This window comes from Streptomyces sp. NPDC001502 (assembly GCF_042894785.1).
Classification (GTDB): domain Bacteria; phylum Actinomycetota; class Actinomycetes; order Streptomycetales; family Streptomycetaceae; genus Streptomyces; species Streptomyces kutzneri.
Window position 1 is genome coordinate 301,428 of record NZ_JBIAVW010000002.1, and the last position, 24,506, is coordinate 325,933.

At 71.1% G+C, this 24,506-nt stretch carries 28 protein-coding genes and 1 pseudogene; 19 read left to right on the forward strand and 10 right to left on the reverse strand.

The features are described 5' to 3' along the window. Positions 1–271 precede the first annotated feature (271 nt). From ACFY0D_RS03745 to ACFY0D_RS03755, 3 genes are all read left to right on the forward strand, one after another. On the forward strand, positions 272–2,704 hold the full coding sequence (locus ACFY0D_RS03745; protein WP_390796774.1) for a SpoIIE family protein phosphatase: 2,433 nt from the start codon (positions 272–274) through the stop codon (positions 2,702–2,704). A 178-nt stretch (positions 2,705–2,882) separates the two neighbouring features. After that, on the forward strand, positions 2,883–3,617 hold the full coding sequence (locus ACFY0D_RS03750) for a translation initiation factor IF-2 (protein ID WP_390796775.1): 735 nt from the start codon (positions 2,883–2,885) through the stop codon (positions 3,615–3,617). Positions 3,618–3,904: 287 nt separating this feature from the next. Beyond that, a complete protein-coding gene (locus ACFY0D_RS03755) occupies positions 3,905–4,171 on the forward strand; it encodes a DUF5133 domain-containing protein (protein WP_390796776.1) in 267 nt (88 codons plus the stop codon). 73 nt (positions 4,172–4,244) lie between these two features. On the opposite strand, the gene ACFY0D_RS03760 is transcribed toward ACFY0D_RS03755, so the two are convergent. The 4 genes from ACFY0D_RS03760 to ACFY0D_RS03775 form a co-directional block, all read right to left on the reverse strand. Next, a complete protein-coding gene (locus ACFY0D_RS03760; RefSeq protein WP_390796777.1) occupies positions 4,245–4,511 on the reverse strand; it encodes a protealysin inhibitor emfourin in 267 nt (88 codons plus the stop codon). A gap of 310 nt (positions 4,512–4,821) precedes the next feature. Continuing rightward, positions 4,822–5,190 (reverse strand): PRC-barrel domain-containing protein, encoded by a 369-nt coding sequence (locus ACFY0D_RS03765; RefSeq protein WP_390796778.1) that lies wholly within the window; start codon positions 5,188–5,190, stop codon positions 4,822–4,824. Positions 5,191–5,405: 215 nt separating this feature from the next. Then, the gene (locus tag ACFY0D_RS03770; protein ID WP_390796779.1) at positions 5,406–7,649 is read right to left on the reverse strand and encodes a catalase; all 2,244 of its coding nucleotides are present in this window, start codon (positions 7,647–7,649) and stop codon (positions 5,406–5,408) included. Positions 7,650–7,846: 197 nt separating this feature from the next. After that, positions 7,847–8,470: a flavodoxin family protein gene (locus tag ACFY0D_RS03775; protein WP_390796780.1), complete on the reverse strand. Its 624-nt coding sequence runs from the start codon at positions 8,468–8,470 to the stop codon at positions 7,847–7,849. 290 nt (positions 8,471–8,760) lie between these two features. Here ACFY0D_RS03775 and ACFY0D_RS03780 point away from each other — a divergent pair, with 290 nt between their 5' ends. The 12 genes from ACFY0D_RS03780 to ACFY0D_RS03835 all read left to right on the forward strand — a co-directional run bounded on the left by ACFY0D_RS03780 (position 8,761) and on the right by ACFY0D_RS03835 (position 17,240). Beyond that, positions 8,761–9,174 carry a phage holin family protein gene (locus ACFY0D_RS03780; RefSeq protein WP_390796781.1) on the forward strand — a complete coding sequence of 138 codons (414 nt, stop codon included), beginning with the start codon at positions 8,761–8,763 and terminating at the stop codon, positions 9,172–9,174. After that, complete coding sequence (locus ACFY0D_RS03785; RefSeq protein ID WP_390796782.1) at positions 9,171–9,545, forward strand: DUF3618 domain-containing protein; 375 nt, start codon at positions 9,171–9,173, stop codon at positions 9,543–9,545. Before ACFY0D_RS03780 ends, ACFY0D_RS03785 begins: the two co-directional genes overlap by 4 nt. Then, positions 9,542–9,808, forward strand: coding sequence for a DUF4235 domain-containing protein (locus ACFY0D_RS03790; protein WP_390796783.1), 267 nt, complete (start codon positions 9,542–9,544; stop codon positions 9,806–9,808). The genes ACFY0D_RS03785 and ACFY0D_RS03790 overlap by 4 nt, the downstream gene beginning before the upstream one ends. Before the next feature lie 223 nt (positions 9,809–10,031). After that, positions 10,032–10,673, forward strand: a complete 642-nt coding sequence (locus ACFY0D_RS03795) for a HemK2/MTQ2 family protein methyltransferase (RefSeq protein ID WP_390796989.1) — start codon at positions 10,032–10,034, stop codon at positions 10,671–10,673. Beyond that, the gene (locus ACFY0D_RS03800; protein WP_390796784.1) at positions 10,657–10,917 is read left to right on the forward strand and encodes a CDGSH iron-sulfur domain-containing protein; all 261 of its coding nucleotides are present in this window, start codon (positions 10,657–10,659) and stop codon (positions 10,915–10,917) included. Before ACFY0D_RS03795 ends, ACFY0D_RS03800 begins: the two co-directional genes overlap by 17 nt. Further along, on the forward strand, positions 10,917–11,978 hold the full coding sequence (locus ACFY0D_RS03805; protein WP_390796785.1) for an iron-containing redox enzyme family protein: 1,062 nt from the start codon (positions 10,917–10,919) through the stop codon (positions 11,976–11,978). The genes ACFY0D_RS03800 and ACFY0D_RS03805 overlap by 1 nt, the downstream gene beginning before the upstream one ends. Before the next feature lie 92 nt (positions 11,979–12,070). Next, positions 12,071–13,438: a mycothione reductase gene (locus ACFY0D_RS03810; protein ID WP_390796786.1), complete on the forward strand. Its 1,368-nt coding sequence runs from the start codon at positions 12,071–12,073 to the stop codon at positions 13,436–13,438. A gap of 147 nt (positions 13,439–13,585) precedes the next feature. Then, positions 13,586–14,074 carry a flavin reductase family protein gene (locus ACFY0D_RS03815; RefSeq protein WP_390796787.1) on the forward strand — a complete coding sequence of 163 codons (489 nt, stop codon included), beginning with the start codon at positions 13,586–13,588 and terminating at the stop codon, positions 14,072–14,074. A 46-nt stretch (positions 14,075–14,120) separates the two neighbouring features. Then, the gene (locus ACFY0D_RS03820; RefSeq protein WP_390796788.1) at positions 14,121–15,086 is read left to right on the forward strand and encodes an LLM class F420-dependent oxidoreductase; all 966 of its coding nucleotides are present in this window, start codon (positions 14,121–14,123) and stop codon (positions 15,084–15,086) included. A gap of 67 nt (positions 15,087–15,153) precedes the next feature. Then, entirely contained in the window at positions 15,154–15,813 is a 660-nt protein-coding gene (locus ACFY0D_RS03825; RefSeq protein ID WP_390796789.1) for an HAD family hydrolase, read from the forward strand. 358 nt (positions 15,814–16,171) lie between these two features. Next, entirely contained in the window at positions 16,172–16,711 is a 540-nt protein-coding gene (locus ACFY0D_RS03830) for a hypothetical protein (RefSeq protein ID WP_390796790.1), read from the forward strand. A gap of 1 nt (position 16,712) precedes the next feature. After that, positions 16,713–17,240: a hypothetical protein gene (locus ACFY0D_RS03835; protein WP_390796791.1), complete on the forward strand. Its 528-nt coding sequence runs from the start codon at positions 16,713–16,715 to the stop codon at positions 17,238–17,240. A gap of 121 nt (positions 17,241–17,361) precedes the next feature. On the opposite strand, the pseudogene ACFY0D_RS03840 reads toward ACFY0D_RS03835, so the two are convergent. Together ACFY0D_RS03840 and ACFY0D_RS03845 are read right to left on the reverse strand one after the other, a co-directional pair. After that, a pseudogene (locus tag ACFY0D_RS03840) lies at positions 17,362–17,989 on the reverse strand (sigma factor-like helix-turn-helix DNA-binding protein); the annotation flags it as partial. A gap of 12 nt (positions 17,990–18,001) precedes the next feature. Then, the gene (locus tag ACFY0D_RS03845) at positions 18,002–18,940 is read right to left on the reverse strand and encodes a LysR substrate-binding domain-containing protein (protein WP_390796792.1); all 939 of its coding nucleotides are present in this window, start codon (positions 18,938–18,940) and stop codon (positions 18,002–18,004) included. 135 nt (positions 18,941–19,075) lie between these two features. Here ACFY0D_RS03845 and ACFY0D_RS03850 point away from each other — a divergent pair, with 135 nt between their 5' ends. Further along, positions 19,076–19,810 (forward strand): flavodoxin family protein, encoded by a 735-nt coding sequence (locus tag ACFY0D_RS03850; RefSeq protein ID WP_390796793.1) that lies wholly within the window; start codon positions 19,076–19,078, stop codon positions 19,808–19,810. 108 nt (positions 19,811–19,918) lie between these two features. Here the strand turns inward: ACFY0D_RS03850 and ACFY0D_RS03855 are convergent, their stop codons facing one another. The 4 genes from ACFY0D_RS03855 to ACFY0D_RS03870 all read right to left on the reverse strand — a co-directional run bounded on the left by ACFY0D_RS03855 (position 19,919) and on the right by ACFY0D_RS03870 (position 22,531). Continuing rightward, positions 19,919–20,755: an undecaprenyl-diphosphate phosphatase gene (locus ACFY0D_RS03855; protein ID WP_390796794.1), complete on the reverse strand. Its 837-nt coding sequence runs from the start codon at positions 20,753–20,755 to the stop codon at positions 19,919–19,921. Between the two features lie 91 nt (positions 20,756–20,846). Further along, positions 20,847–21,020: a hypothetical protein gene (locus ACFY0D_RS03860; RefSeq protein WP_390796795.1), complete on the reverse strand. Its 174-nt coding sequence runs from the start codon at positions 21,018–21,020 to the stop codon at positions 20,847–20,849. Positions 21,021–21,183: 163 nt separating this feature from the next. Further along, the gene (locus ACFY0D_RS03865; RefSeq protein WP_390796796.1) at positions 21,184–21,753 is read right to left on the reverse strand and encodes a TetR family transcriptional regulator; all 570 of its coding nucleotides are present in this window, start codon (positions 21,751–21,753) and stop codon (positions 21,184–21,186) included. Between the two features lie 127 nt (positions 21,754–21,880). Then, positions 21,881–22,531 (reverse strand): DedA family protein, encoded by a 651-nt coding sequence (locus tag ACFY0D_RS03870; RefSeq protein ID WP_390796797.1) that lies wholly within the window; start codon positions 22,529–22,531, stop codon positions 21,881–21,883. Positions 22,532–22,661: 130 nt separating this feature from the next. On the opposite strand from ACFY0D_RS03870, the gene ACFY0D_RS03875 reads away from it, so the two are divergent. From ACFY0D_RS03875 to ACFY0D_RS03885, 3 genes are all read left to right on the forward strand, one after another. Then, positions 22,662–23,045 (forward strand): BlaI/MecI/CopY family transcriptional regulator, encoded by a 384-nt coding sequence (locus ACFY0D_RS03875; RefSeq protein ID WP_390796798.1) that lies wholly within the window; start codon positions 22,662–22,664, stop codon positions 23,043–23,045. A gap of 135 nt (positions 23,046–23,180) precedes the next feature. Beyond that, entirely contained in the window at positions 23,181–23,561 is a 381-nt protein-coding gene (locus ACFY0D_RS03880) for a BlaI/MecI/CopY family transcriptional regulator (RefSeq protein WP_390796799.1), read from the forward strand. Continuing rightward, positions 23,558–24,505, forward strand: coding sequence for a M56 family metallopeptidase (locus ACFY0D_RS03885; protein ID WP_390796800.1), 948 nt, complete (start codon positions 23,558–23,560; stop codon positions 24,503–24,505). The genes ACFY0D_RS03880 and ACFY0D_RS03885 overlap by 4 nt, the downstream gene beginning before the upstream one ends. The last annotated feature ends 1 nt before the right edge of the window (position 24,506 follow it).

Sequence of the window (24,506 nt, forward strand, 5' to 3'; positions counted from 1 at the left end):
CTGCTCATCCGACGGACCGGCCGGCTGTCGCCGGCGCTCGGACGCGTACGGATCTGCCGCGCTCCGGTTCAGGGCCGCCGGCGCCCGGGGGCGTGACTCCGCGTGACGACAGCGGCCGGGGTGTCATCGGCCAGGCCTTGCGTACGGGGATGAAGGACGGCCCGCAGCCGGTCTCGCAGCCGGTCTGAAAGTGGCCTGCGCCGATCCGATGGCTGCAAACCGCCCGATGAGAGCCGGATCCATCGGCCCCGGGGCGTGTCATGCTCGATCCATGGAGGGCGATTTCGTGCTTCCCGAAGACGGGGTGAGCGCGGCACCCGAGGTGCTGGCACTGGCCAGGGTCGTGGCCAGGCTGCGTGCCGAGGTCGTGGACCTGGAGGGTCTGGTCTCGATGACAGCCGTCCTGGAACGCGCCAAGGGCGTATTGATGACCCGGGAGGGCGTCACGCCGGACGCCGCCTACCAGCAGTTGCTCGACCGTGCCGCACAGCACCGCCGCACCCTTCTGGAGGAGTGCTGGATCACCCTGGGCCGGACCCGCGACCGCCCGGCGACGCCGCCGCCACCGCAGCCGCCCTTCCGGACGGTGCCCGTCACGCCGCCGGAGCAGCACTCCTCACCCTTCAGTACGAGCCGCTACGTCGTCGCCGACGGCGGCCGCCCGACGGGGCACCGGACGCTGCTCGCCCGGCTGGGCCAAGGCCTGGCCGGCACCCGTACCCCGAACGAGATCGCCCAGCTGCTCCATTCGGTGCTGGCCGACGCCGAGGACGTCGACGCGGTCATGATCTACACCGTGGCCACCGCCGGAAACCTGAAGCTGGTCGGCCACGCCGGTATCGGCGAAGCGATGGCCGGGCAGTGGAGCCACATCCCCCCGCTCAGCGGCGTCGCCGCCATGGAAGCCATCGCGGCCCGGGAGGCGGTGTGGCTCGAAGACCCGGAGCTGGACGCCGCCCGGTACCTTCTGATCGGCGATCCGCCCGAGCGGTGGCCCTCGCGCGCCTGGCTGCCCGCACCCGGCAACGGTGCGGTGACCGCGGTCGTCGGCTTCTTCCGCACCCGGCGGGGCCCCTTCGACGCCCGTACCCGGACCCTGCTCAGGCGGTCCGTCAGACTGTGCGGCGGGCCCCTGCGCGAGGACCGGGGCCCTCACGGTCACGTCCCGCTCCATGCGGACGTCGACGCCATCCAGACGATCTTCAACGCCTTGTCCGGACCGGCGGTCCTGCTGACCCCGCTGCGTTCGCGGACGGGTGAGGTGGAGGACTACCGGATCGATGCGGCGTCGCCCGAGTCGCTGGACCTGGCCGGGCGTCACGGCAAGGAACTGGTCGGCCGGCGGGTACTGGAGAACTACCCGACCGTGGCGGGCACGGCACTCTGGGAGGGTTACCTGGACGCGCTGACCATGGGGACGGTCTACGAGGGCGAGCCTTTCGTCTACGAGGAAGTGACCGCCGGAGTCCCGCACCAGTCCGTGTACTCGGTCCGCGCCAGCAGACTGCGCGAGCGCCTGATCGTGACCTGGATCCGCCACGACACCAGCGAACGCGAGACCCGCAGGCTGGACGACCTGCAGCGGCTGGGCAACCTCGGTTGGGCGAGCTGGAACCTGGCGACGGACACCATCACGTGGTCCGACCAGGTCTACGCGATCTTTGACCGAGACCCCACCCTGGGGCCCATGCGGTTGGAGGAGCTGCCGGGACAGCTTCTCGCGGAGGACCTGCCCAGGCTGGGCGCGGCCGTTCAGCGGCTGCTGGATGACGGTGCGGCCATCGACCAGCACTTCCGGATCACCTCCGCACACGGCGTGCGGCACCTGAGGATCGTCGCCGAGGCGCAGCGGGACGCGGACGGCAGCCCGCTGGAGGTACACGGCTTCTTCCAGGACCTGACCGCGCTGCGGGGTGCCGAGCTGGCCCTGCGGGAGAGCGAGCGCGCCAATCTCGTCCAGCGCGGAATGCTGAAGGCCGAACGCGCTCTCGGCGCCGCGCTCCAGGACACCCTGCTGCCGGTCCCCGAGCAGTCGCTGGAGCTCGCCGGTCTCTGCGTCGACGTCGCCTACCTCCCCGCCGACAGCGGGTTGAACGTCGGAGGCGACTGGTACTCCGCGATCGAACTCCCCGACAAGAGCGCACTGTTCGTCGTCGGAGACGTCGCCGGCCACGGCCTGGCGGCTGTGGGCACGATGGCCCAGCTGCGGTTCACCGCCAAGGGCATGACCATCACCGGCTCACCGCTGCCCGACGTACTCGGCCGGCTCAACGCCCTTCTGCTCCACACCGCTTCGGGCACCCACAGGGCCACCGCCACCATGGTCATGGGGCGCTACGAGCCCTGGAACCAGCGGCTGACCTGGGTGCGGGCGGGCCACCTCCCGCCGCTGCTGATCCGCGGGGGTGAGGCGAGCTTCCTCCGGCAGCCCGAGGGCACCCTCCTCGGCGCCGCGTTCGACTCCACGTACGGGCAGGCGGTGACCGACATGCGGCCCGGGGACCACCTGCTCTTCTATACGGACGGCCTCGTGGAGGAGCCGGGCGAAGACATCGAGGCCGGGCTCGCTCACCTTGCCGACACGGTCGTACGGCTCGTGCGGGAAGGCCGAAGCGGCATGCTCGCCAAGACCCTGGCCGGCCTGCGGCCGGGGAACCGGGACGACATCTGTGTCCTGGAGGTCCACGTACCCGACGAGCCCTGATCCGGCCCGGTCCCGGAAGTGCCCGTGTGCCCGGACTGCCCGGTACCGACGGGGCGGAGAAGGTGCGACGTCCGGCCCGCCGCCGGAACCTCACGGGGTGCGCCCGCGTACGATCGCCCATGCCGGTATGAGTACGCGAGCGGTTGCCCGCCGCGCGCGGCGCCGGAAAGGTGGACGCATGCGCCGACTGCTGCTCCTCGCCCCCCTGTTGCTGTTCACCGTCGGCTGCGGAATGGTGCAGTCCTCCGAGGGCGAGGCGACGGACGCCGCACGGGAGGTGGCCAGGAAGGCGGGCGAGCGGCTCTACGGCCAGCGTCCGCGCACGGCGGAGGAGGTGGGACGCTCCGCTTCCGGCACCGACGCGGTGGAAGTACTGAGGGTGACGGGGACCTCGACACACGATGGGGACGGCGTCGACGTGGTCGTCCGCACGTCCGGCTCGGCGTACAACACGTGGTTCGACCCTGAGGAGGTCGTCGTGCGGCGCTGTTTCGCGGTGCGGGTGTCGCCCAAGTCGCAGTGGCGTGAGGATCCCCGTGACGTGGATTGCCCGGACGGCTCTCCGCTCACCTTCGCCCCGGCACCCGAACCGCCCCGGCTGCCGTACGAGGAGCTCCGCGCGAAGCTTCCCCGGCTGCCGGAGGGCGGCCGGGTGGACGAGGCGGAGGTGCACCGTACGCTCGCCGCCCTGGACCTGGATCCGGCGGTCCGTACCGAGGTGAAGGCGGACGGCGGCCGGGTCGGCGTTCTCCTGTCGGTGAAGGGCAACGGCTTCGACGCGCAGGACTGCCTTCTTGCCCGCGTGGGCCCCGGAGCCACCGAGGTATGGGTGCCGCCCCGGATCCAGCGGATGCCCGGGGAGGGCGGCTGCACCGTCGGCAACGCCCTGGACCCGAAACCGTCACCGCACTGAACGGGGTGCCCGGCTCCGGCGAAAGCCGCCCGCGCCTTCCCCGCCGCCTCCGCCGATGCCGCGCAACGGGTGTTCGTCGCAGACGGCGAGGGTCTTTGCACCCCACGGCCTGAGCTGAAGGAAGACGGCGGGCGGGTGGGCGGTCCAGGTGCAGCGGCCCTGACCCCTGCGCGCAGAGGAGACACACGTACGACGCCTGTGGTGCATGGGACTCCCGGGCCGGGGCAGGCGACGCGTCGGTGGCGGCCGGTCGGCCGTGACCGTGACGTGTGCGAAGGAGCGAGATCGTGATGATGACTCACCCCACGGTGCTGGCACGTCTGGTGGAGGAGTACGAGATGGAGTCGGAGCTCCAGGCCGCAGGCCGTCACGAACCGGTGCGGCAGCAGATGGAAGACGTGGTCTACACGCTGTGCGTGTCGACCGGAACGCGTGACATCGATGCCGCGCTGGCCGTGGCTCGGGAGCGGCTGCGCACCGTATGGCTCGGTGACGTGGATGAAGCGGAGGCGGGGGCCCAGGACGGTCGGACCTTGAGCGGTACGGCGGGATAGTCCGCCGGTGCCGTACCGAGCCCGGTCGGGCCGGTACGGCAACGCCCGACCGGCGGCCGGGTGGGCGGGCCGCTCAGGCGGCAGTGGCCAGAACAGTGTCGATCAGCTGCCGCTGGTCCTCGGTGAGGTACGGATCCTGTAATTCCACCAGCTTGCCGTCGACGCCTATGACGTAGCTGAAGCCGTCCGGAACGGGGTCCTGCCCCGCGGGGCCCTCACCACTGAGCGCGAGCTCGGCCAGCCGTTCCAGTGCGGGCCCGTCCGCGCGGCACTCCGTTTCGAGGGACGCAGTCCGCTCCCCGCCCGCGAACCCGCCGGTGCGTGTGACGGTGATCAACATGGTGAGACCTCCTTGAAGAGAACACCGCCTGGTCGGTCGGTCGGCCGGCCGGAGCCGGACCCGGAGGCGGTGCATGGATGTGGTCAGCCCTCGCCTGCCCGCAAAGCCGCACATGCCCCCCTCTGCACGCACATCGAGCGCAAGATGTCCGAAAGAGGTCCTGCCGCACCCGCGGCGGAGGATGCCGCCCCGGTGAACTCCGTCGACGTCCCGCCCCCGTGAACTCCGTCGACGTCGTCGCGCGCAAGCCGACGCCGGTCCCGGCACCCAGGGAGGGTGCCGGGACCGGCGTCGTGGTGCGGGATCGGGATCAGGCGGGTCGGCCGCCGAAGGGGGCGCCGGTGCCGTAGTAGGTGCCCAGCTCTTCCCGGTACCCGGCGTCGCCGAGGTGCTTGTCGCGGTGGAACTCGGGGGCGTTCTTGATCTGTTCCTTGGTGCGGGCGACGAGGACCTTCTTGTCCTCGGGGTCGATCCTGATGACGGTGCTGGCCGGCAGCAGGACCTCCTTGCCGAAGATCCATACGCCGGTGTCCACGACCAGGTAGGCGTCACCGACCTCGTCGGAGTGCTTGTCGACCTTGCCGATGCTCCCGTCGGTCGCCTCGACCTTGTAGCCGGTCAGGTCCGTACCGGCCAGGTGGCCCGCGGTCGGCTGGTAACTCCACACATGCTCAGTCACGCGAAAACAACTCCTCCGGTCAATGGAGGACGGCGGGGAAATGCTTCTCCGCCGAACCTCCTTGTTCCGTACGTCGTGTCGGCAGATGTGCTGCGTTCCGCCTGGACTTCGCCTGCCCCGCTTTCAGTGCTTCACGCACTCCGGCAAGTCCGTGACGGTACCTCGGACACCTCCGTGGGGCCGGTGCGGGCGACCCTCCCTACGCCGAACGCTGATCAGAGGGCGGCGGGGAACCGGTCCCAGGCTCGGTGCCCGGCCAGCGCCGTCGTGAGTGCGCCGACGACCGCGGTACCGCTGTCGGCGACGGCGACGCCGGGTTCGTCTGCCGTGATGCCGGCGGTTTCGAGGAGCCCCTCCGCGCCGTTCCAGCCGCCGATCGCCTTGCCGTGCCGGTACGCCTCGGTGAGGAGCAGCAAGACGCGCGGGTCGGGGGCTTCGGGGGGCTGGGCCGTGCCGGCCTTGGCGTCGCGGGCGCCGTACGCGTCCGCGCCGGCCTGGGGTACGCCGGCCAGCAGGAGGGCGTCGAATTCGACGGAGCGGGCGGTGGCGAAGGTGCGCTGGACGGCGATCGGGTCGCCGTCGTCACCGAGGGCGCCGCCGGTCGGGGCGATGACGAGGGGCACCATGCCGGCGTCCAGGACGGCCTGCCGGGCGGTCCGTACGCCGTTCAGGTCGGCCGCGGTGTCGGCGATGATGCCGATCACCCGTCCGTCGGTCGGCCAGGTCCCGCCCAGTTGGGAGAGTGCGGGGCTGGGGTCGGCTGCGACGAGTGGCACGGTGGCCGCGGGGGCCGGCAGGCCGAGGCCCGTGGCGACCTGCTCGCACAGCTGCGGATCGATGTTCGCGAGCACCTTCAGGGTGCGTTCCTTGATGGCCTGCTCGTAGCACTTGCTCAGTTCGAAGGTGTAGGCGGCGATGATGTGTTCGCGCTCGGGCGGGGTCATGCTGAGCCAGAAGAGGCGCGGCTGGGTGAAGTGGTCCGAGAACGAGGCGGGTGCCTCGCGGACCTTGCTTGCCGCCGGTACCTTCACGGGTGTCTCGATGAAGGCGGCCGTATCGGCTCCGGCGAGGAAGGGGCAGCCCCCGTCGAGGCTGTTGGGCCGGTAGGGGGCGACGCCGGTGTGGACGGCGCTCTGGTGCATGCCGTCGCGCAGCATGTCGTTGACGGGGGCGTGCGGCCTGTTGACCGGGATCTGGCCGAAGTTGGGGCCGCCGAGTCGGCTGATCTGTGTGTCGAGGTAGGAGAAGAGCCGGCCGGCGAGCAGCGGGTCGTCGGTGACGTCGATGCCGGGGACGAGGTGGCCGGGGTGGAAGGCGACCTGTTCGGTCTCGGCGAAGTAGTTCTTGGTGTTGCCGTTCAGGGTCATCAGCCCGATGGGCTGCACCGGCGAGCGCTCCTCCGGCACGATCTTGGTGGGGTCGAGGAGGTCGATGCCCTCGAAGGTCTGGTCGTCGGTGTCGGGGAAGACCTGGATGCCCAGTTCCCACTGCGGGAAGGCGCCCGATTCGATGGCGTCGAAGAGGTCCCGGCGGTGGAAGTCGGGGTCCATCCCGCTGATCATCTGTGCTTCCTCCCAGACCAGGGAGTGCACGCCCAGCTTCGGCTTCCAGTGGAACTTCACGAGCACGCTCTCGTCGGCAGCGTTGACCAGGCGGAACGTGTGGACCCCGAAGCCCTCCATCATCCGGAAGGACCGCGGGATCCCGCGGTCGGACATGTTCCAGAGGGTGTGGTGGGTGGCCTCCGTGTGCAGGGACACGAAGTCCCAGAACGTGTCGTGCGCGCTCTGCGCCTGCGGGATCTCACGGTCCGGATGCGGCTTGCCGGCGTGGATCACGTCGGGGAACTTGACCGCGTCCTGGATGAAGAACACCGGGATGTTGTTCCCGACCAGGTCGAAGGTGCCCTCGTCGGTGTAGAACTTCGTCGCGAAACCACGCGTGTCGCGCACGGTGTCCGCGGATCCGCGCGAGCCCAGGACCGTGGAGAACCGCACGAACACCGGCGTCTCCACATCCTTGGCCAGGAACGCCGCCTTCGACACCTCACCGGCCGTGCCGTATCCCTGGAACACGCCGTGAGCGGCAGCGCCCCGGGCGTGGACGACCCGCTCCGGGATCCGCTCGTGGTCGAAGTGCGTGATCTTCTCGCGCAGATGGTGGTCCTGGAGCAGGACCGGACCACGTGCCCCGGCCTTGAGGGAGTGATCGGTGTCCGGCAGACGCGTGCCCTGGGCAGTGGTGAGGTACGCGCCGCTCTGCGCCATGCGCGCCTGGTCCGCCCCCGTTGCCTGCCCGGTAGGACCCACCGTCTCGGGGCCGTCCTGGTCGGGTTTCGGGGGAAGGGGTTGCGTGGGCTCCGTCGGCTCGATCAGAAGCGGAGACTCCGGGCCGGGCTTGCCCGGCAGCTCGTTCCCGGCGTTCCCGGCGTTGCCGGTTGATGTCGGTTGCTCAGTCATGATCGCTCTCCTCGGAGCCGCCGACGCGGTGGACAGGGGAGAGCGGTGCCTCGATGAGGCCCGTTGACCCCTCGCTCCCGCCCCGTGCGATGGGTGCTGCTGGGCTTTGGATCGGATGAAGATCGGATGAAGCATCCGATCGCGGCAGGTCACGGCAGGGGCGTACCTCCAGTGGCGTTGACGATCTCCCCGCTGGGTCAGCTCGCCGGGTACGGCGCGGCCTTGAGACGGCGGGCGAGGTGGGCGGTGTTCGCGGCGAGCGTGGCCGTGGTGGCGGCCGTCTTCTCGGGGGTCTTGTCGAGGCCCTGGTAGTCGGTGCCCTGCATGGCTTCGCCGACCCAGTAGGTGACGGCGTTCGGTGCGAGGGAGAAGCCGACGTCGCTCAGGCCCTGGAAGAGGTCGGCGCTGACCTTGTGCGCGCCGTCCTCGTTGCCGACGACACACACCGCGGCGGCCTTGCCGTAGGTGAGCATGCGGCCCTCGTCATCGGTCTCGGAGATCTCCGCGTCCAGACGCTCCAGAACCCGCTGGGCGATGCTGGACGGATGGCCGAGCCAGACGGGCGTGGAGAGGATCAGGATGTCGCAGCCCAGGATGGTGTCCCGGATCTCCGGCCAGGCGTCCCCGTCGCCCATGTCGGTCTTCACACCGGGCTTCACATCGTGGTCCGCGATCCGGATGGTCTTCCCTGTGACGCCGTGCCCGCCGAGGGCGGTCATGGTCTGCTCGGCCAGCAATTCGGAGCTGGACGGGGCGGGGGAGGGGGACAGGGTGCAGACGAGCGCGACAGCGCGGAGCGGGGTGTGCTGGTTGGGGTCCATGGTGTCCGGCTACCCGTGCACCCCTCTTTGATGTCGCGAGCGCTGCGTTTCCTCCCCTTTGGCTCGGTTCAGGAGCGTCGGCGGCCGAAGCGGGAGCTCTTCGGGGACGTACTCGCGCCTTCCGCCGCAACGGCTCGCTCTGGGGGGTGTCTTGTCGGTCGGGCGGGATCCGGTCGCTGCTCCTCGCGCGAGGGACGGATCGAGCATCCGCATGTGACGTGGGTGCTCGGTCCTTTATTGGGTAGGCGCGCCATGACAGCGGCGTGCGCACCGGAAAGGGGAGAGTCCGCATGAGCGTGGCAGAGCGGCAGACACACACCTCCGACGAATCCGTGAGCGTGCTGGTTTCACGTGCTTCCCAGCAGATTTCGGAGCTGGTCCGTGAGGAGATGCAGCTGGCTCGGGCAGAAATGGCTCAGAAAGGGAAACGCTTCGGGAAAGGCGGCGGCCTGTACGGCGCGGCGGGCCTGATCGGAATTCTGGCAGCCCAGGCCCTGGTCGCAACCTGCATCGCGGCCCTCGCGCTGATACTCCCGGTGTGGGCGTCGGCCCTGATCCTCACGGCGGTGCTCGCGGCGGTCGCCGCAGTGACCGCCTTGGCCGGGAAGAAACAGATCTCCCAGGCCGGCGCCCCGCTCCCGGAGAAGACCATCGGCAGCGTCAAGGCCGACCTGACCGAGATCAAGGAGAAGGCACAGCGATGAGCAACGACCCCCGAACCCATATCGGCGCGCCCACCCCCGACGAGCTGCGGGAACAGGTCGAACACACCCGTGACGAGCTCGGGCGGACCGTCGAGGCACTGGCCGCCAAGGCCGACATCAAGGCGCAGGCGAAGGAGAAGACAGCCGCTGTGAAGGAACAGGCCGCCGAGAAGACCGCCCTGGTCGCCGACCAGATCCGCGTGCAGACCCAGCATGCCGCGCAGTTGGTGAAGGACACGACACCCGATCCGGTTCTTCACAAGGCAGGCCAGGTCGCGACGGTCGTACGCGCCAACCGCAAGCCGCTGCTCGCCGTCGGCGCCCTCCTGGTCGTCCTCCTGCTGGTGCGGCGCGGCCGCGGACGACGATGAAAGCGTCCACGGTCGCCTACAAGCCGGTCGGGCTGGCTCTCGGCGCCGCCAGCGGCATGATCGCGGGGGCCGCGTTCAAGCAGGTCTGGAAGATCGTCGAAGGAGAAGGCGACGCCCCCAGCGCCACGGACGAAGACCGCTCGTGGCGGCAGATCCTGATCGCCGCCGCCCTCCAGGGCGCGATCTTCGCCGTGGTCAAGGCGGCGGTCGACCGCTCGGGCGCCGTCGCCACCCGTCGTATGACGGGCACCTGGCCGGGATGACCCGCCGCTGTACCGGCCCCTTCCCGGGCTACCGCGCACGGGGATGAAGTCCGGTGTTCGTCTGATCCTCTGAAGAGCGCGCAGTTCCGGATGGACCACATCGTCGAGGGCAGCCGCAGGGTGTCGGGTCATGGTCGCGGTCCGCTCTGAGGGCCGCATTGCAACCTGGAGGTACGCGGTGCCCAGCACGGCTCTGTCCCCGCCCCCGCTGCCAGTCGCCCTGATGGCCCTGCCGGGCGTCTACCAGCCGCAGGCGGACACCCTTCTCCTCGCGGAGGCGCTTGCCCTGGAGGATCTCGGGCGCTGGACGGACGCGCTGGAGATCGGGACGGGCACCGGTGCACTGGCCCTGCACGCCGCCGGCAGGGGAGCCCGGGTCACGGCGGTCGATGTCTCCTGGCCCGCCGTGGTCACGGCGCGCCTGAACGCGTTGCGTCGGCGACTTCCCTTGCGCGTCATGCACGGCGACTTCGCGGCGCGCACCGCAGGGCGTCGCTTCGACCTGGTGGTCGCCAACCCGCCGTACGTCCCCGCCCCGGGGGTCCGGCTGCCGTCGCGTGGGCCCGAGCGGGCCTGGGACGCCGGCCCCGACGGGCGCGAGGTCATCGACCGGATCTGTACGAGTGCCCCGGCGCTGCTGCGGCCCGGGGGTGTGCTGCTCATGGTGCACTCGGCTCTGTGCGGGGCCGAGAAGACGCTCGACCGTCTGACCGGAGCGGGGATCGCCGCAGAAGTCACGGTGAGGGCCTCGGTGCCGTGGGGCCCCGTACTGCGTTCGCGGCGGTCCTGGCTGGAGCAGCGGGGTCTGGCGGCAGCGGCCGAGGAGTGGGAAGAACTGGTGGTCATCCGTGCCGAATACGTCTGACCGCGGCCCGTGCCCGGTTCTCGCGGCCACGCCCGCGCGCCGGGTGTCCGTGGACCCCCAGGGCCCGGTCCTGGTGGAGGGGCCGGTCGAGATCGTCCTGGACGACGGGACGGTCGCCCGCTCGGACCGTTTCATGGTCGCGGTGTGCACCTGCCGCCGCAGCCGTACATACCCCTGGTGCGACACCAGCCACCGCCGTCGTGAGCGAGCCGACCCGCCGCCGCCCGAGGACAGGACGCCGTGATGACCCCTCCCAGCCCCGGCACGGCGGCGACCGTCGCCGGCCCCCGCCTGGCCGAGGGGCGCGGCCCGCTGTCCTCGGCCGTGGCCGCGGCACTGCGGTCCGGCGGCCCGCCCGCGTACGCCACCGGGACCGTACTGAAGGCCGACCCGTGGGGTGAGGACCTCCAGCTCGCGCTCTACCTCCTCTACGAACTGCACTACCGCGGCTTCGACGGCGTGGACGACGAACGCGAATGGGACCCGGACCTGCTCCGCCTGCGCCAAGCCCTCGAAACCCGCTTCCTCCACGCCTTGCGCACCGAGCTGTCCGACACCTCCCGATCACGGTCGGTCGAGGAGGCCTTCGCGCCGCTGCTCGTCGAGCCCGTCGACCCCTCCGGCAGCCTCAGCCACCGTCTCGAAACCGGGGGTGAGCTCTGGCAGTTGCGCGAGTACGCGGCCCTTCGCTCCCTCTACCACCTCAAGGAGGCGGACCCGCACGCGTGGGTGATCCCCCGGCTCACCGGACGGGCCAAGGCCGCCATGGTCGCCATCGAGTACGACGAGTTCGGCGCCGGCCGCGCCGACCGCATCCACGCACGGCTCTTCGCGGACCTCATGGCCGACCTGGAGCTGGATCCCGCCTACGGCCGTTACGTGGACCGCGCGCCGGCACCGCTGCTCGCGACCGTGAACGTGATGTCCCTCTTCGGGCTCCACCGCGCACTGCGGGGCGCGCTCGTAGGTCACTTCGCATGCGTCGAGGTCACGTCGTCGCCCGGGTCCAGACGGCTGGCCAAAGCCATGAGGCGCTGCGGAGCGGGACCTTCGGCCGTGCACTTCTACGCGGAGCACGTCGAAGCCGACGCCGTCCACGAACAGGTCGTGCGCCACGAGGTGATCGGAGGCCTGCTGGCCGACGAGCCGGACCTGGAGGCGGACATCGCGTTCGGGTGCGCGGCGACCGTCCTGCTGGAGGACCGCCTCGCGACCCACATCCGCGAGGCCTGGGACGAAGGACGGAGCGCCTTGCGTTCCCCCCTGCCGGTTCCGCCGGGCGTGCTCGCCGGTCAGGAACCGTAGGCCGGCCACCGGTGCGCGGCACGCGCCGGACAGAGGCCGACGAACCAGCGCGCCCGCGCACCGGCTTGGCAGAGGCCTCGTAGGCTGGCCCGATGCGTCACCACGATCTTGTCGTCATCGGTGCAGGATCCGGCAACGCCGTCGTCGACGACTCGTTCGCCGATCTGGACGTGGCCATCGTCGAGGAGCGCTGGTTCGGCGGAACCTGCCTGAACGCCGGATGCATCCCGAGCAAGATGCTCGCCTACACCGCGCACGTCGCCCGCACCGTCCGGGAAGCGGGGGAGTACGACGTGGACGCCGAGCTGCGAGCGGTGCGCTGGCGCGAGGCGCGCGACCGGGTCTTCGCGCGGCTGGACGCCGAGCGGGACGAAGGCCGCACGGGCCGAGAGCAGCAGGACTCGGTCACCGTGTACGAGGGCAGGGCACGGTTCACCGGCCCCAGGACCCTGCGCATCGACCGGGTGGACGGGTCCGTCGACGTCAGCGCCGGGCAGATCGTCGTCGCGGCGGGCGGTCGGCCCCTGGTCCCCGGGCCCGTCGCGGACGCGGGCCTGCCGTACGAGACGTCCGACACCGTCATGCGCATCGACGCTCCGCCCCGGCACCTGGTGATCCTCGGCGGTGGCTACATCGCCGCGGAACTGGCCGACGTGTTCGCCGAGACCGGGAGCTCCGTCACCATCGTCGAGAAGGAAGAGCATCTGCTCGGCCCGCAGGACGAGACGGTCCGGGAGCGGTTCACCGACCTGGTCCGCTCCCGCTACGACCTCCGGCTCGGCCGGGAGGTCACGGCGGTCGGCGGTCGGCCGGGCGCGCTACGGCTGACCCTGGACGACGGATCGACGGTCGAGGCGGACATGCTGCTCGTCGCGGTGGGCCGCGTCCCGAACAGCGACCGGCTGGACCTCGAAGCGGCCGGCATCACCACCCACGACGACGGCCGAGTGATCGTCGACCGGCATCAGCGCACCACAGCGGAGGGCGTCTTCGCACTCGGGGACGTCTGTTCCCCGGTGCCTCTCAAGCACGTGGCCAACCGCGAGGCGGAGGTCGTGGCCCACAATCTCCGGCACCCGGACGACCTGATCGCGGCCGACCACGAACTCGTGCCCGCGGCGGTCTTCACCCGGCCGGAAATCGCCTCGGTCGGTGCCACCGAGCAGGAGTGTCGCGACAGAGGGCTGGACTACCTGGTGGGCACGGCCAAGTACGGCGACGTCGCCTACGGGTGGGCGATGGAGGACACCACCGGATTCTGCAAGGTGCTCGCCGAGCCCGGCACCGGCCGTCTCCTCGGCGCCCACCTCATGGGCCCGCAGGCCCCCACCCTCATCCAGCCCCTCGTCCTCGCGGCGACACTGGGCATCGATGCCACGACCCTCACCAAGTCCCCGTACTGGATCCACCCCGCGCTCACCGAGGTCGTGGAGAACGCCCTCCTCGACCTCGGCCTGTGAGCCCCGCCGCCGAGCGACGTCAGCCGTTGACCGGGCACAGCCTGCCCGGCCCGGCCGGGGTCGAGCAGCGCCGGCGGGTTGCGGACCACCGTCCGGGGTAGCCGCCGTGAGGGCCACTGGGGCATTCGGAACACGAGGAGGCGCACCGTGACGGAGCTGGATCCCATGACGGACGTGCTCGACGGCCCGGTGTACGTGGTCACGGCCGCGTCCGGCGGCGAGCGGGACGGCTGCCTGGTGGGTTTCGCCTCGCAGTGCTCCATCGACCCGCCGAGGTTCACCGTCTGGCTGTCGATCGCCAACCGCACCTACCGCGTCGCGCGCGAGGCCGAGTGCCTCACCGTGCACCTGCTCCACCGCGACGACCGGGCGCTGGCGGAGCTCTTCGGAGGGGAGACGGGCGACGAGGTGGACAAGTTCGCGCGGGTCGCCTGGAGGCCGGGAGAAGCCGGCAGTCCGGTCCTGGAGCAGGTGCGCATCTGGTTCACCGGGCGGATCGAAGGGCGGATCGAGGGCGGCGACCACGTGGGCTTCCTCCTGGCTCCCGCAGCGGTGTGCGCGCCGATCGAGGGCCCGCCGCCCCCACTGCTCCGGTACCGGGAGCTGCGCGACCTGGAGCCCGGCCACCCGGCCTGAGGCCCGGGGCGCGTTTCAACGGGCCCGAAGTGGTAAGGCGCCAGATATGGTGCGAATCGGGTACACGATGATGACCGAGCAGGCCGGGCCCCGGGAACTGGTCGACCACGTGGTGGCAGCGGAGCGGGCAGGGTTCGGCTTCTCCGTCATCTCCGACCACTCCTTCCCCTGGCTGGAGGCCCAAGGGCACGCGCCCTACGCGTGGAGCGTCCTGGGCGCCGCCGCGCAGGCCACCTCCCGGATCCCGCTCATGACGTACGTGACCTGCCCGACGTTCCGCTACCACCCCGCCGTGATCGCCCAGAAGGCGGCCACGATGCAGCTCCTGTCGCAGGGACGCTTCCGGCTGGGTCTGGGCTCGGGAGAGAACCTCAACGAGCACATCGTCGGCGCGGGCTGGCCCGCCGCCCAGGTCCGCCTGGACATGCTCCAGGAAGCCGTGACGATCATCCGCTCCCTGTTCGCGGGCGGGTACGTCAGCCATCACGGCAGCCACTTCGACGTCGACAACGCCAGGCTCTGGGACCTCCCCGACGACCCGCCCCCCATCGGGATCGCCGTCTCCGGAGACCGTTCCTGCGAGATCGCCGGCCGCTACGGCGATCTGCTCATCGCCACCGAGCCGAAGCAGGAACTGCTGACCGCGTTCGGCGCGTACGGAGGCTCCGGCAAACCGTGTGTGGCCCAGCTCCCGGTCTCCTACGACCCCGACCGCGCCGCGGCGGTGGCCCGAGCGCACGACCAGTTCCGCTGGGCGCTCGGCGGCTGGAAGGTCAACGCGGAACTCCCCGGCCCCGCGGCTTTCGCCCAGGCCTCGCGGCACACCGGGCCCGAGGACGTCGCCGAGGCCATCCCCTGCGGCGATGACGTGGACGCCTTCGTCGATGCCGTACGCCCCTACGTCGACGCAGGATTCACCGAGGTCGCCCTGATCCAGATCGGCGGCGGCCGGCAGGAGCCCTTCCTGGACTGGTCCGAGACGAAGCTGCTGCCGGCTCTGGGGGAGCTGTGACAACGGCCTCCTCCGGGAACGAGACCGAGTTCAGGCACTCGGTCGCTGAGCCTTGCGGGAGGCGGACATGAACCGCGCCGCGTTGTTCGATGTCGACGGCACCCTCGCCGATACCAATCACCTGCATGTGGTCTGCTGGTGGGAGGCCCTGCGGCAGGCGGGCCACGACATTGCGATGCACGACATCCACCGCGCCGTCGGACTGCCCGGTGAGGACCTCCTTGCCCATGTGCTGGGCGAGGACCGGGATACGAGCGAGGACGACACGCTCAGCGCCGCGCACCGCACCCTCTACGGCACGTACTTCGACCGGCTGCCCCCGTTGGACTCGGCAGCGGATCTGCTGCGCGAGCTGGACCGACGGGGTTGGCGGGTCGTGCTCGTGACCTCCGCGAAGGACGCCGAGCTCGACGCGCTCAGACGGGCCCTGGACGCCGACGACGCCATCACCGCGACGGCGAGCTCCGACGACGTGAGCCGGGGCAAGCCCGCACCGGATCCGGTGCACCACGCCCTCGGCCTCGCCGACGCCCCCGCGCAGGGCGCCGTACTCGTCGGCGACACCGTCTGGGACATGCAGGCGGGCTCCCGGGCCGACGTGGTGTGTGTGGGCCTGCTCTGCGGCGGCATCCCACGGAGTGACCTCGAAGAGGCCGGCGCTCGGGCCGTCTACCGGCACCCCGCCGACCTGCTCGCGCACATCGACAACAGTCCGTTCGCCGCTTGAGCGACGACCCGCAGGGTAGGCGCCGTGCGTACGAGACGGACCCGTACCACGAGGTGATCTCCATGGAACGATCCACCGAGCCGGAACCCGAGGGCCCCGGGCCCACTCCGGATGGGCCGGATGCGGTCCCCCGCGACCCGCACCCCGCCGGCCCTGGAGACAAGCCGCCGCCGACCGATCCCCCGGAGCAGCCTTCTCCCACCGAACGGCCGGCGGTGCCGGAACCTCCCGACTGAGCTCGCGTGAAATCCGGCTGCATCCGCAGTCGTCGAGGGAGGGGCCGGTCGGGGTTTGTCCATCAGGGGACTGGGCAGCCGCGTGAGTGAAACCCAGTGAGGCTCCAGGCTGGAGGCCAACCATGTCAACCAGCACGCTTATAGCCGTCATTGCCATCGCAGCGGTCATCGTGATCGCGCTCGCGGTCGGCTTGTGGATGGCGGCCCGCCGACGTCGTCTCCAGAACAAGTTCGGCCCCGAGTACAACCGCACGGTCGAGGCGGAGGGCGGCCGCATGGCCGCCGAGCGCGAGCTGCGAGCCCGCGAGGAACGCCACGACAAGCTTGAGATCAAGGAACTGCCTGCCGAACGGCGAGAACGGTACGCCGGTGAATGGAGCAGCGTTCAGGAACATTTCGTGGACCGACCGGAAGGCTCCGTGGACGAGGCTGACGAACTGGTGTCGCGGCTGATGCGCGAGCGAGGGTATCCGACGGACGACTACCGGGGTCAGCTGCGTGACCTCTCGGTCGAACACGGCCGGACCCTGGAGCACTACCGGGCTGCCCACGACGTCAAGGTGCGCAGCACCGATCAGAGGACGACCACCGAGGAACTCCGAGGGGCGATGGTGCACTACCGCGCCCTGTTCGACGACCTACTGAGTGAAAGGAGCCGGTGACATGCGCAACCACGCGAGCAGCGACGAGCGGGCCGGCGACACCGCCATCACGACGGAGGACATAGCTCGTCCCGTGCCGGCCCGGGACGACGGTACGGGCACCCGCGCAGCGGCGGCCGACGGCGGGCAGCCGCCCGTGTACCCGGGGGAGGCCACCATGGACACCGCCGACGCCGACGAGGACGGGACCCGCGACGAGGGCGGCGACGAACTCCCGACGGATCGCGAAGCGGGGACCGGCCCGGCTCAGGCGGGCACTGACGAACCGCTGCTGGGTGCCGAGGACACCGCGGAGTACCACAAGACATGGAGCGAGATTCAGGGCCGGTTCGTCGACGACCCGCAGGAGGCGGTCAGGTCGGCGGACGCCCTCGTCGCGGAAGTGATGCAGAGCCTCGCCCGTACCTTCTCCGACCACAAGCAGGGGCTGGAGGCACAGTGGGGCCAGGGTGAGCAGGTCGCAACGGAAGAGCTGCGGCTGGCACTGCAGCACTACCGGTCGTTCTTCAACCGCCTCCTGAACACCTGACCGGCTCCATCCCGGAGCCGTCGACGGAAGGAGCCGCGCGGTTCCGGGCCGGTGCGCCTGCTGCACCACGTGCCGGGTGCGGCTCCCTCGCCGGGATCCGTCGCCTGCGTCGGAAATCCTCGTCCAAGCGGTCCGGCAAGCCGAAGAGCGGGAACAGGCGCTCGGTGTCACGGAAGGCCGTGATGCCGGTGATCCGGTCGCCGGAGAACTCGACGACCTGCAGCGCCCAGGGAAGGTAGCCGAGGCCGTCCGGGTGGGGTCGGTACTGGCCGAAGGCAGGGGAGCCGTTCGCCGCGGTCGGGATCAGACGTGAGCCGCGGCAGCCGATCGCGGGGCCGTTGAGCCATGCCTGGATGTCCGGTGCACCGCGCATCCATTTCGCGTACGGGGGCAGACACAGCGTGGCGCGGGCCCGCTGCAGGGCACTGTTGGCCGAGGCGATGGTGGAGCCGTGCAGGTCGGCAACCTCACGAGCCGAAAAGCCCAGGACGTCCCGCAGGATCAGCGTGGCCCGCTGCCTGGGCGGCAGATGCCGCAGCGTGGCGACGAACGCCAGTCGCACGGACTCGCCCGTCGTCGCCAGGGCAGGGTTCCACCCACAGGGCGGCGGCCTCCGGTGGTGCCGGCGGCAGGCTGCCCTCGCTCGGGCCGGACAGATCCATCGGCAGCGCCCGCCGCTTGCCCGAGGCGACGGCGTCCAGGCAGACGTTGGTGGCGATGCGGTACAGCCAGGTCCTCAGGGCCGGCCGGGACGGGCAGGGTCATCGCGGGTCGCAGGAGTCCTCTCGGGCCGCGAGGCGATCGGTGGAGGCAGACGCTGCCGAGGCCTGCAGCAGCAGGTCGCGCAGCGCCGTGGCGGTGTCCGACGGTTCGGTGGGGGTGAGGACGACCTGGTCGGCGGTGGTCGAAGGACCGGTGAGGGGGATGATCCGCAGGCCGGGTGGCTGGTGGTCGAGGGCGGATTCGACGGTGATGCCGATGCCCGTACCGGCGGCGACATGAGCGGCGATGGCGTGCACGCTGTCGGCGGTCCTGATGATGCGCAGGTCGGCTCCGCCGATGTGGAAGGCGGACAGGAGGCGGTCGCAGAGACCGCTGTTGATCTGGTGGGGCCAGGTGAGCAGGCCGGTGGTGGACAGTTCGGCCGCGTTCAGCTCGGCGTGCCCGGCGAGGGGGTGGGCCTCGGGTACGAGCGCCATGAAGCGCTCGGTGGACAGCACCCTCGCGCGCACCCCGGTGACGTCGCCGGTCGCCCAGCCGATGCCCAGGCCGATCGTCTCCGCCCGCAGAGCCGTGAGCTGGGCCGTGGTCGGCATGGTCTCCGGCACGATCGTCACGTCGGGGAAACGGTCGCGCAGCTGCGGCAGACAGCGCAACAGCAGCTGATGGCCGGTGTATTCGGCGTGGGCGACGACGAGGGTGGTGCCGCTGCGGTCGCCCGCGGCCAGGGAGCGTCCGCGCTGCTGGAAGCGGCGCAGCTGGGCCAGGGCGGCATGGGCGTCGGGCAGCAGCGCTTCGCCGAGACCGGTCAGTGACACGCGGCGGCTGGTGCGGTGGAACAGCCGCCCGCCCAGGGTGCTTTCCAGCCGCCTGACGGCGTCGCTGACGGTGGGCTGCCCCCGGTGCAGGCGCGCGGCGGCGCGGCCGAAGTGGAGCTCTTCCGCGACCGCGACGAATGCTTCCAGTTCGATTCTGTCCACGAGGGCAGACTAACGCGATCGATCGGTGCGACCGATCGCTGCGTGCCGAAGTTCGGCGTTGATGCCGTGGCGTACGGAGGCTGTGATGGGTGGGCAAGCAGGGATTGCCCCACGACCGGAAGCAGCGAAGAGCACATGACAGCCAATGAAGTTGCCCGTGAGTACGATGCGCCGACAGTTACGGTGACGGTGGTCCACCACTCGGTGCACGGGCACACCCGGGTCCTGGCCGAGCACCTCGCCGACGGGGCGCGGCTGGTACCCGGAGCCCGGGTGCATCTCGTCGAGATCCGGCCGGAGGACGTCATCGCGGGCCGTTGGCACGATGCGGAGGTACTGGCACTGCTCGACCGTTCCGATGCGATCGTCTTCGGCTGCCCGACGCTGATGGGCAGCGTATCGGCGGTGTTCAAGGCGTTCATGGAAGCGGCGTTCACGCCGTTCACGACGCAGGCGTGGAAGGACAAGCTGGCCGGAGCGTTCACCATGTCCGCCTCGCAGAGCGGCGACAAGCTCGCGGTCCTGGAGCAACTGGCGGTCTTCGGCGCGCAGATGGGCATGCAGTGGATCGGCGTGGGTGACATGCCGGGCAACAACTGGAGCGGTGGCACCCGCGACGATGTGAACCGGCTGGGCTCGTGGCTGGGCCTGATGAGCCAGAGCCACGCCGACCAGGGGCCGGAGCAGGCCGGATCGCGCGGCGACCTGATCACCGCGGAGCGGTACGGCGAGCGGATCGCCCGGCTGACTCAGCGCTGGGTCAACGCCGTGCCGTACGACACTCCCCGGATGACCGAACACGAGGCCCGCGCCCTGTCGGCCTCCTTCAGGGAGACGGACGACGCACCGGCAGCGCTGACCGGCGCCTGACCTCGTGGATCGCCTGGCAGGGCGAGAGCGGCGGCCGCCGCGACCGGGCCGGGCCACGGCGCTGCCGGACGGCGGTGCTGCTCGCGGCGGTCACGCTCGGCCGGCCGGTCAGGCGTGCAGGACGCCGGTGCCCAGCAGCCCGAAGAGGAGTACGCCGATGACGATCCGGTAGACGACGAAGGCGTTGAACGAGTGCTTGGCGACGAACTTCAGGAGCCAGGCGATCGAGGCGTAGGCGACGGCGAAGGACACGGCGGTGCCGGTGACCAGGGGGAGGGCGTCGACGCCGGCGCCGAGGGCGTCCCCCAGTTCGTAGAGGCCCGCGCCGGTCAGGGCGGGGATGCCGAGGAAGAAGGACAGGCGGGTGGCTGCGACGCGTTCGAGGTCGAGGATGAGGCCGGTGGACATGGTGGCGCCGGAGCGGGAGAAGCCGGGGAAGAGCAGGGCGAGGATCTGGGAGGAGCCGACCAGCATGGCGTCCCTGAGGTCGGTGTCGTCCTCGCCGCGCTTGTGGCGGCCCATCCGGTCGGCCGCCCACATCAGGCCGCTGCCGACGATCAGTGATCCGGCCACCACCCACAGGGAGGCGAGAGGTCCTTCGATCAGCGGCTTCGCCGCGAGCCCCACGACCACGATGGGGATGGTGGCGTAGATGACCCACCAGGCGAACTTGTAGTCGTGGTGGTAGCGCTCCTCGCGGTCGGCCAGCCCGCGGCCCCAGGCGGAGACGATGCGCACGATGTCGCGGAAGAAGTAGACGAGGACCGCCGCGATCGCGCCGACCTGGATGACGGCGGTGAAGGCCACGACGGACTTGTCGTCGACGGGGATGCCCATCAGCCCTTCGGTGATCTTGAGGTAGCCGGTGGACGAGACCGGCAGGAACTCCGTCACCCCTTCCACGATGCCCAGGACCACGGCCTGCCCCACACTGATCGCGCTCACGTGCCTTCACCTTCGTTCGACGGGACGGCGCCGGACTTCCGGCGCCGGAGGAAAACGAGGAACATCCCGGGCAGCCCGGCCCACAGGGCGGTCAGGAGCCACCCCGCCAGGACATCGGTGGCCAGTGCATGCCGAGGTACACGCGGCCGCCGCCCACGGCCGCCGCCCACAGCGCCGGCACCACCAGGGCCTCGTCGACCCCGAACGGCGTGCCGTGCGCCGCGCAGGCCGACGAGATCAGCGCCGCCGGCAGCATCGAGCACACCGGCACCGGTAGGGCGGGTCACCACCACGGCTTGCTGACGGCGCCGGGTGCGGCGGCGGGGAGGGAGCTCATCGGGCGTCCTGTCCGGACAGACCGCCACGGGCGGCACGGTCGGGGGCATGGGGGCATGGGGCATGGGGCTCGGGAGGGGCACTGTTTTTGGTCAGGGAGGGGTGAGCGCGCCCCACAGGAACAGCGACACCAGCTCGTGGGCGGGCAGGGTTTCCGCAGGGGCGGACGGCGCGCCCGACAGGACCATCGACTGGAACACCCGCGCGAGGTGCTCCGGGGGCATTCTGAGAAGCCCACGCTCCGGTTCGAACAGGGCCGTCAGCGCTTGTCGGAGCGACGCGAGCTCCACTTCGTGCCGGGCGTGCCCGTCAGTGCCCTCCCTGGGCCCGGGGAGCCGGGTCCGGTTCAGGGGTATGGCATCGGCGAGCAGGAGTACGCGGGTTGCGTAGCTGCGCAGATGTACGGCGGCCGAGGCCAGTCGGGCTTCGAGGGGCCGGGTCAGGTCGATCGCGGTGATGGCCGCCACTGCTTCGTCCGCCCTGAGTGCCTCGGCCGCGCAGGCTTCGAGCAGGGCTGTCTTCTCGGGGAACGCGGTGAAGACCGCCGCTGCCGGAACCCCCGCGGCCCGGGCGACCATCGAGGTGGTGACCGACATGCCGTGCCGCACGACCAGGGGCAGCGCTGCGGCGACGATCACCGCGTGACCGGGGTGCTGGGTCATCTCCCGTCCGCAGGGGTCAGGGGCCGGGGTGAGCCGGCCGGTGAGCGGAGGTGGCGGGGTCGGGCGACCGCCGCCATCGGCAGGGGCTGCGGCGCCTTCCCGGCCGGCCCGTCCAGGGCGGCCAGGCTCACCGCGCACTTCCGTTCGGGGTGCGGGACCCCCGCCGGCGGATCATTTCGACGGCCACCGGCGTGAGGGAGACGAGGACGACGAGGGCCACGATCGGCAGGAGGTAACGGTCGACGTCGGGTACGGAGGAGCCGAGGGCGTATCCGGCGAGGACGAGGCCCACGGTCCAGAGGAGCCCGCCCACGACCTGCCAGAGGGTGAAGACACGGGCGGGCACGCCCAGGGCTCCGGCCAGGGGATTGAGCACGGTGCGCACCACCGGTACGAAGCGGGCCAGTACGACAGCCTTGGCGTGCCCGTAGCGGTGGAGCAGTTCCTCGGCGCGCTCGGCTCCGTCGTGGAGCTTGCGACTCCGGCTACGGGCGAGCAGGGCGCGGCCGCCGCGTCGGCCGATCAGGTAGCCCACTTGCGCTCCCAGGAGCGCGCCGATGACGGCGAAGGCCAGTACCTGAGGCAGTGAGAGGTGGACGGGGCGGTTCCCGCCCGGCACGCAGAGCAGGCCCGCGGTGAACAGGAGGGAGTCGCCGGGCAGGAAGAAGCCGACCAGGAGGCCGGTCTCGGCGAAGAGGACGACGGCGATGCCGAGTGCGCCGAATGCGGACAACAGGGATCCGGCGTCGAGCAGGTTCACGGCCTGTGGCACAGCCATGTGGGCGGATAGGGCCATGGTGGACGGCTCCCCCTGAGGTGAGTGGACCGGGGCGGTGACCACACCATCGACTACAGTCGTGTAGACGGTCTACGTCACTGTAGACGATTGTTGTGGTGAGGAGATTCCCATGGGGCACGCGCATGCGGAACGGCGGCCCGCCGGTGAGTTGGGGGCGAGTGTCCTGGCGGCGCTGTGGGCGGCCGGAACTCCGCTGACGCCGGGGCAGGTCCAGGAGGCGCTCGGCTCCTCCCATGCCCGCACGACGGTGACGACGATCCTGTCCCGTCTGTACGAAAAGGGCGTGGTGACCCGCACCCGGTCCGGTCGCGGGTTCGCCTACCTGCCGACCGAGGACGCGTCGGGGCTGACCGCGCGCCGTATGCACGCGGAACTGGCCAGGACCGAGGACCGCGTGACCGTGCTGAGCCGCTTCGTCTCCCAGCTCGGCGACGAGGACGAGGCACTGCTGCGTGCTCTGCTGGAGGGCGACGGCGCCGGGGATGCCGCGTGAGCCGACCGGTGTGCCGCGCGCCGGTCACGAGCCTCCCACCGAGGGGCTCGATTCCGGCCCGTAGAGTTAGATAAGGCAAACCTATTTATCGATGACCGGGTGCATGGCCCGGGGCGGCAACAGGGCGGTAGCGGGATGGCGGAGGACGGCGGGGACGCGAGGCGTCCGCACGGTGAACTCGTCGCGGACGTGCTGGCGGTCCTGTGGGCGGCGGAGCAGCCGCTGACCCCGCAGCAGATCAACGCCGCGCTCGGCCGGGACCTGGCCAGGACGACGGTGACGACGATCCTCACCCGCCTCTACGAGAAGGGGACGGTCGTGCGGACCCGCGAGGGCAGGGGCTTCGCCTACGCCGCGGCGGACGACGCCGCCGGGCTGGCGGCCGGGCGCATGCGCCGCGAGCTGGAGCGGGAGCCGCAACGCGACCTGGTGCTGAAGCGGTTCGTCTCCTCGCTGTCCGGGGACGACGAGGAAGCGCTGAGACGTCTGCTCCTGGAGTCCGGGGAAGGCGAATGACCCTGGCTCTGGCCGTGGTCGTGCTGACCCTGCTGCTTCCCTGGGCAGCGGTGCCGGCGACGCGCCGACTGGCCGATCTCATGCCGCCGAAGGAGGCGTGCGCGGCGCTGACCGGAGCCGCTCTTCTGCTGGCCGGCGGCACCGTGGCAGCGCTCATCGGCCTGTTCCACGTGCCGTTCCTCGCCTCCCTGGAGCAGATTCCGCTGTCGCAGGCGGCCGCCGAGTGGCCTGCCACCGTGCCGGTGGCCGCGGCCGCCGGTGCGGTACTCGCCTTCCAGGCGGTGCTGCTGGTGCGCCGCTGGTACGAGCGCCGCTCGCTGCTCGCCCGTGCCTGGGCGTCCACCGGCGGCGCGGTGCCCGATGGCGATCTTCTGGTCGTGCCGGACGCCGAGCCGCAGGCGTTCGCGCTGCCGGTATGGCGCAAGCGCGGAGGCCGGGTCGTGGTGACGACGGGCATGCTCAAGACGCTCGGTCCGGCGGAGCGCGAGGTGCTGCTCGGCCACGAGCGGGCCCATCTGACGGGCCGCCACCATCTGTGGTCCGTCACCGCCTGCCTGGCGGCCGCGGTGCACCCCGCCCTGCGGCCCCTGCGCCCGGCGCTCGACTTCCATCTGGAGCGGTGGGCGGACGAGTCCGCGGCCTCCTCGGTGGGCGACCGGCGGCTGGCGGCGACCGCGATCGCACGCGCGGCACTGGCCGCCGCGTCCGCCCAGAAGGCGGGCAAGGACCGTGGCCCCTTGCTGTCGGTGAGTACGGGGCCGGTCCCGCAGCGGGTCGAAGCCCTGCTGCGACCGGTGCCGGTCCGGCCACAGGCGCGCCGGACGCAGGCGGCCGCAGCGGGCCTGATGACGGCGGTGGTGGTCTCCGCCCTGCTGGGACTGGCGCTGGCGTACGGACTCCACGAGTACGTGGAACTCGCCGCCGAAGACGTGCGAGGCCGCTGAA

Coding starts and splice junctions, on each gene's coding strand:
- ACFY0D_RS03745 (WP_390796774.1), top strand. CDS start 272: ATGGAGGGCGATTTCGTGCTTCCCGAAGACGGGGTGAGCGCGGCACCC.
- ACFY0D_RS03750 (WP_390796775.1), top strand. CDS start 2,883: ATGCGCCGACTGCTGCTCCTCGCCCCCCTGTTGCTGTTCACCGTCGGC.
- ACFY0D_RS03760 (WP_390796777.1), bottom strand. CDS start 4,511: ATGTTGATCACCGTCACACGCACCGGCGGGTTCGCGGGCGGGGAGCGG.
- ACFY0D_RS03770 (WP_390796779.1), bottom strand. CDS start 7,649: ATGACTGAGCAACCGACATCAACCGGCAACGCCGGGAACGCCGGGAAC.
- ACFY0D_RS03775 (WP_390796780.1), bottom strand. CDS start 8,470: ATGGACCCCAACCAGCACACCCCGCTCCGCGCTGTCGCGCTCGTCTGC.
- ACFY0D_RS03780 (WP_390796781.1), top strand. CDS start 8,761: ATGAGCGTGGCAGAGCGGCAGACACACACCTCCGACGAATCCGTGAGC.
- ACFY0D_RS03785 (WP_390796782.1), top strand. CDS start 9,171: ATGAGCAACGACCCCCGAACCCATATCGGCGCGCCCACCCCCGACGAG.
- ACFY0D_RS03790 (WP_390796783.1), top strand. CDS start 9,542: ATGAAAGCGTCCACGGTCGCCTACAAGCCGGTCGGGCTGGCTCTCGGC.
- ACFY0D_RS03795 (WP_390796989.1), top strand. CDS start 10,032: ATGGCCCTGCCGGGCGTCTACCAGCCGCAGGCGGACACCCTTCTCCTC.
- ACFY0D_RS03805 (WP_390796785.1), top strand. CDS start 10,917: ATGACCCCTCCCAGCCCCGGCACGGCGGCGACCGTCGCCGGCCCCCGC.
- ACFY0D_RS03810 (WP_390796786.1), top strand. CDS start 12,071: ATGCGTCACCACGATCTTGTCGTCATCGGTGCAGGATCCGGCAACGCC.
- ACFY0D_RS03820 (WP_390796788.1), top strand. CDS start 14,121: ATGGTGCGAATCGGGTACACGATGATGACCGAGCAGGCCGGGCCCCGG.
- ACFY0D_RS03825 (WP_390796789.1), top strand. CDS start 15,154: ATGAACCGCGCCGCGTTGTTCGATGTCGACGGCACCCTCGCCGATACC.
- ACFY0D_RS03830 (WP_390796790.1), top strand. CDS start 16,172: ATGTCAACCAGCACGCTTATAGCCGTCATTGCCATCGCAGCGGTCATC.
- ACFY0D_RS03835 (WP_390796791.1), top strand. CDS start 16,713: ATGCGCAACCACGCGAGCAGCGACGAGCGGGCCGGCGACACCGCCATC.
- ACFY0D_RS03850 (WP_390796793.1), top strand. CDS start 19,076: ATGACAGCCAATGAAGTTGCCCGTGAGTACGATGCGCCGACAGTTACG.
- ACFY0D_RS03865 (WP_390796796.1), bottom strand. CDS start 21,753: ATGACCCAGCACCCCGGTCACGCGGTGATCGTCGCCGCAGCGCTGCCC.
- ACFY0D_RS03870 (WP_390796797.1), bottom strand. CDS start 22,531: ATGGCTGTGCCACAGGCCGTGAACCTGCTCGACGCCGGATCCCTGTTG.
- ACFY0D_RS03875 (WP_390796798.1), top strand. CDS start 22,662: ATGGGGCACGCGCATGCGGAACGGCGGCCCGCCGGTGAGTTGGGGGCG.
- ACFY0D_RS03880 (WP_390796799.1), top strand. CDS start 23,181: ATGGCGGAGGACGGCGGGGACGCGAGGCGTCCGCACGGTGAACTCGTC.
- ACFY0D_RS03885 (WP_390796800.1), top strand. CDS start 23,558: ATGACCCTGGCTCTGGCCGTGGTCGTGCTGACCCTGCTGCTTCCCTGG.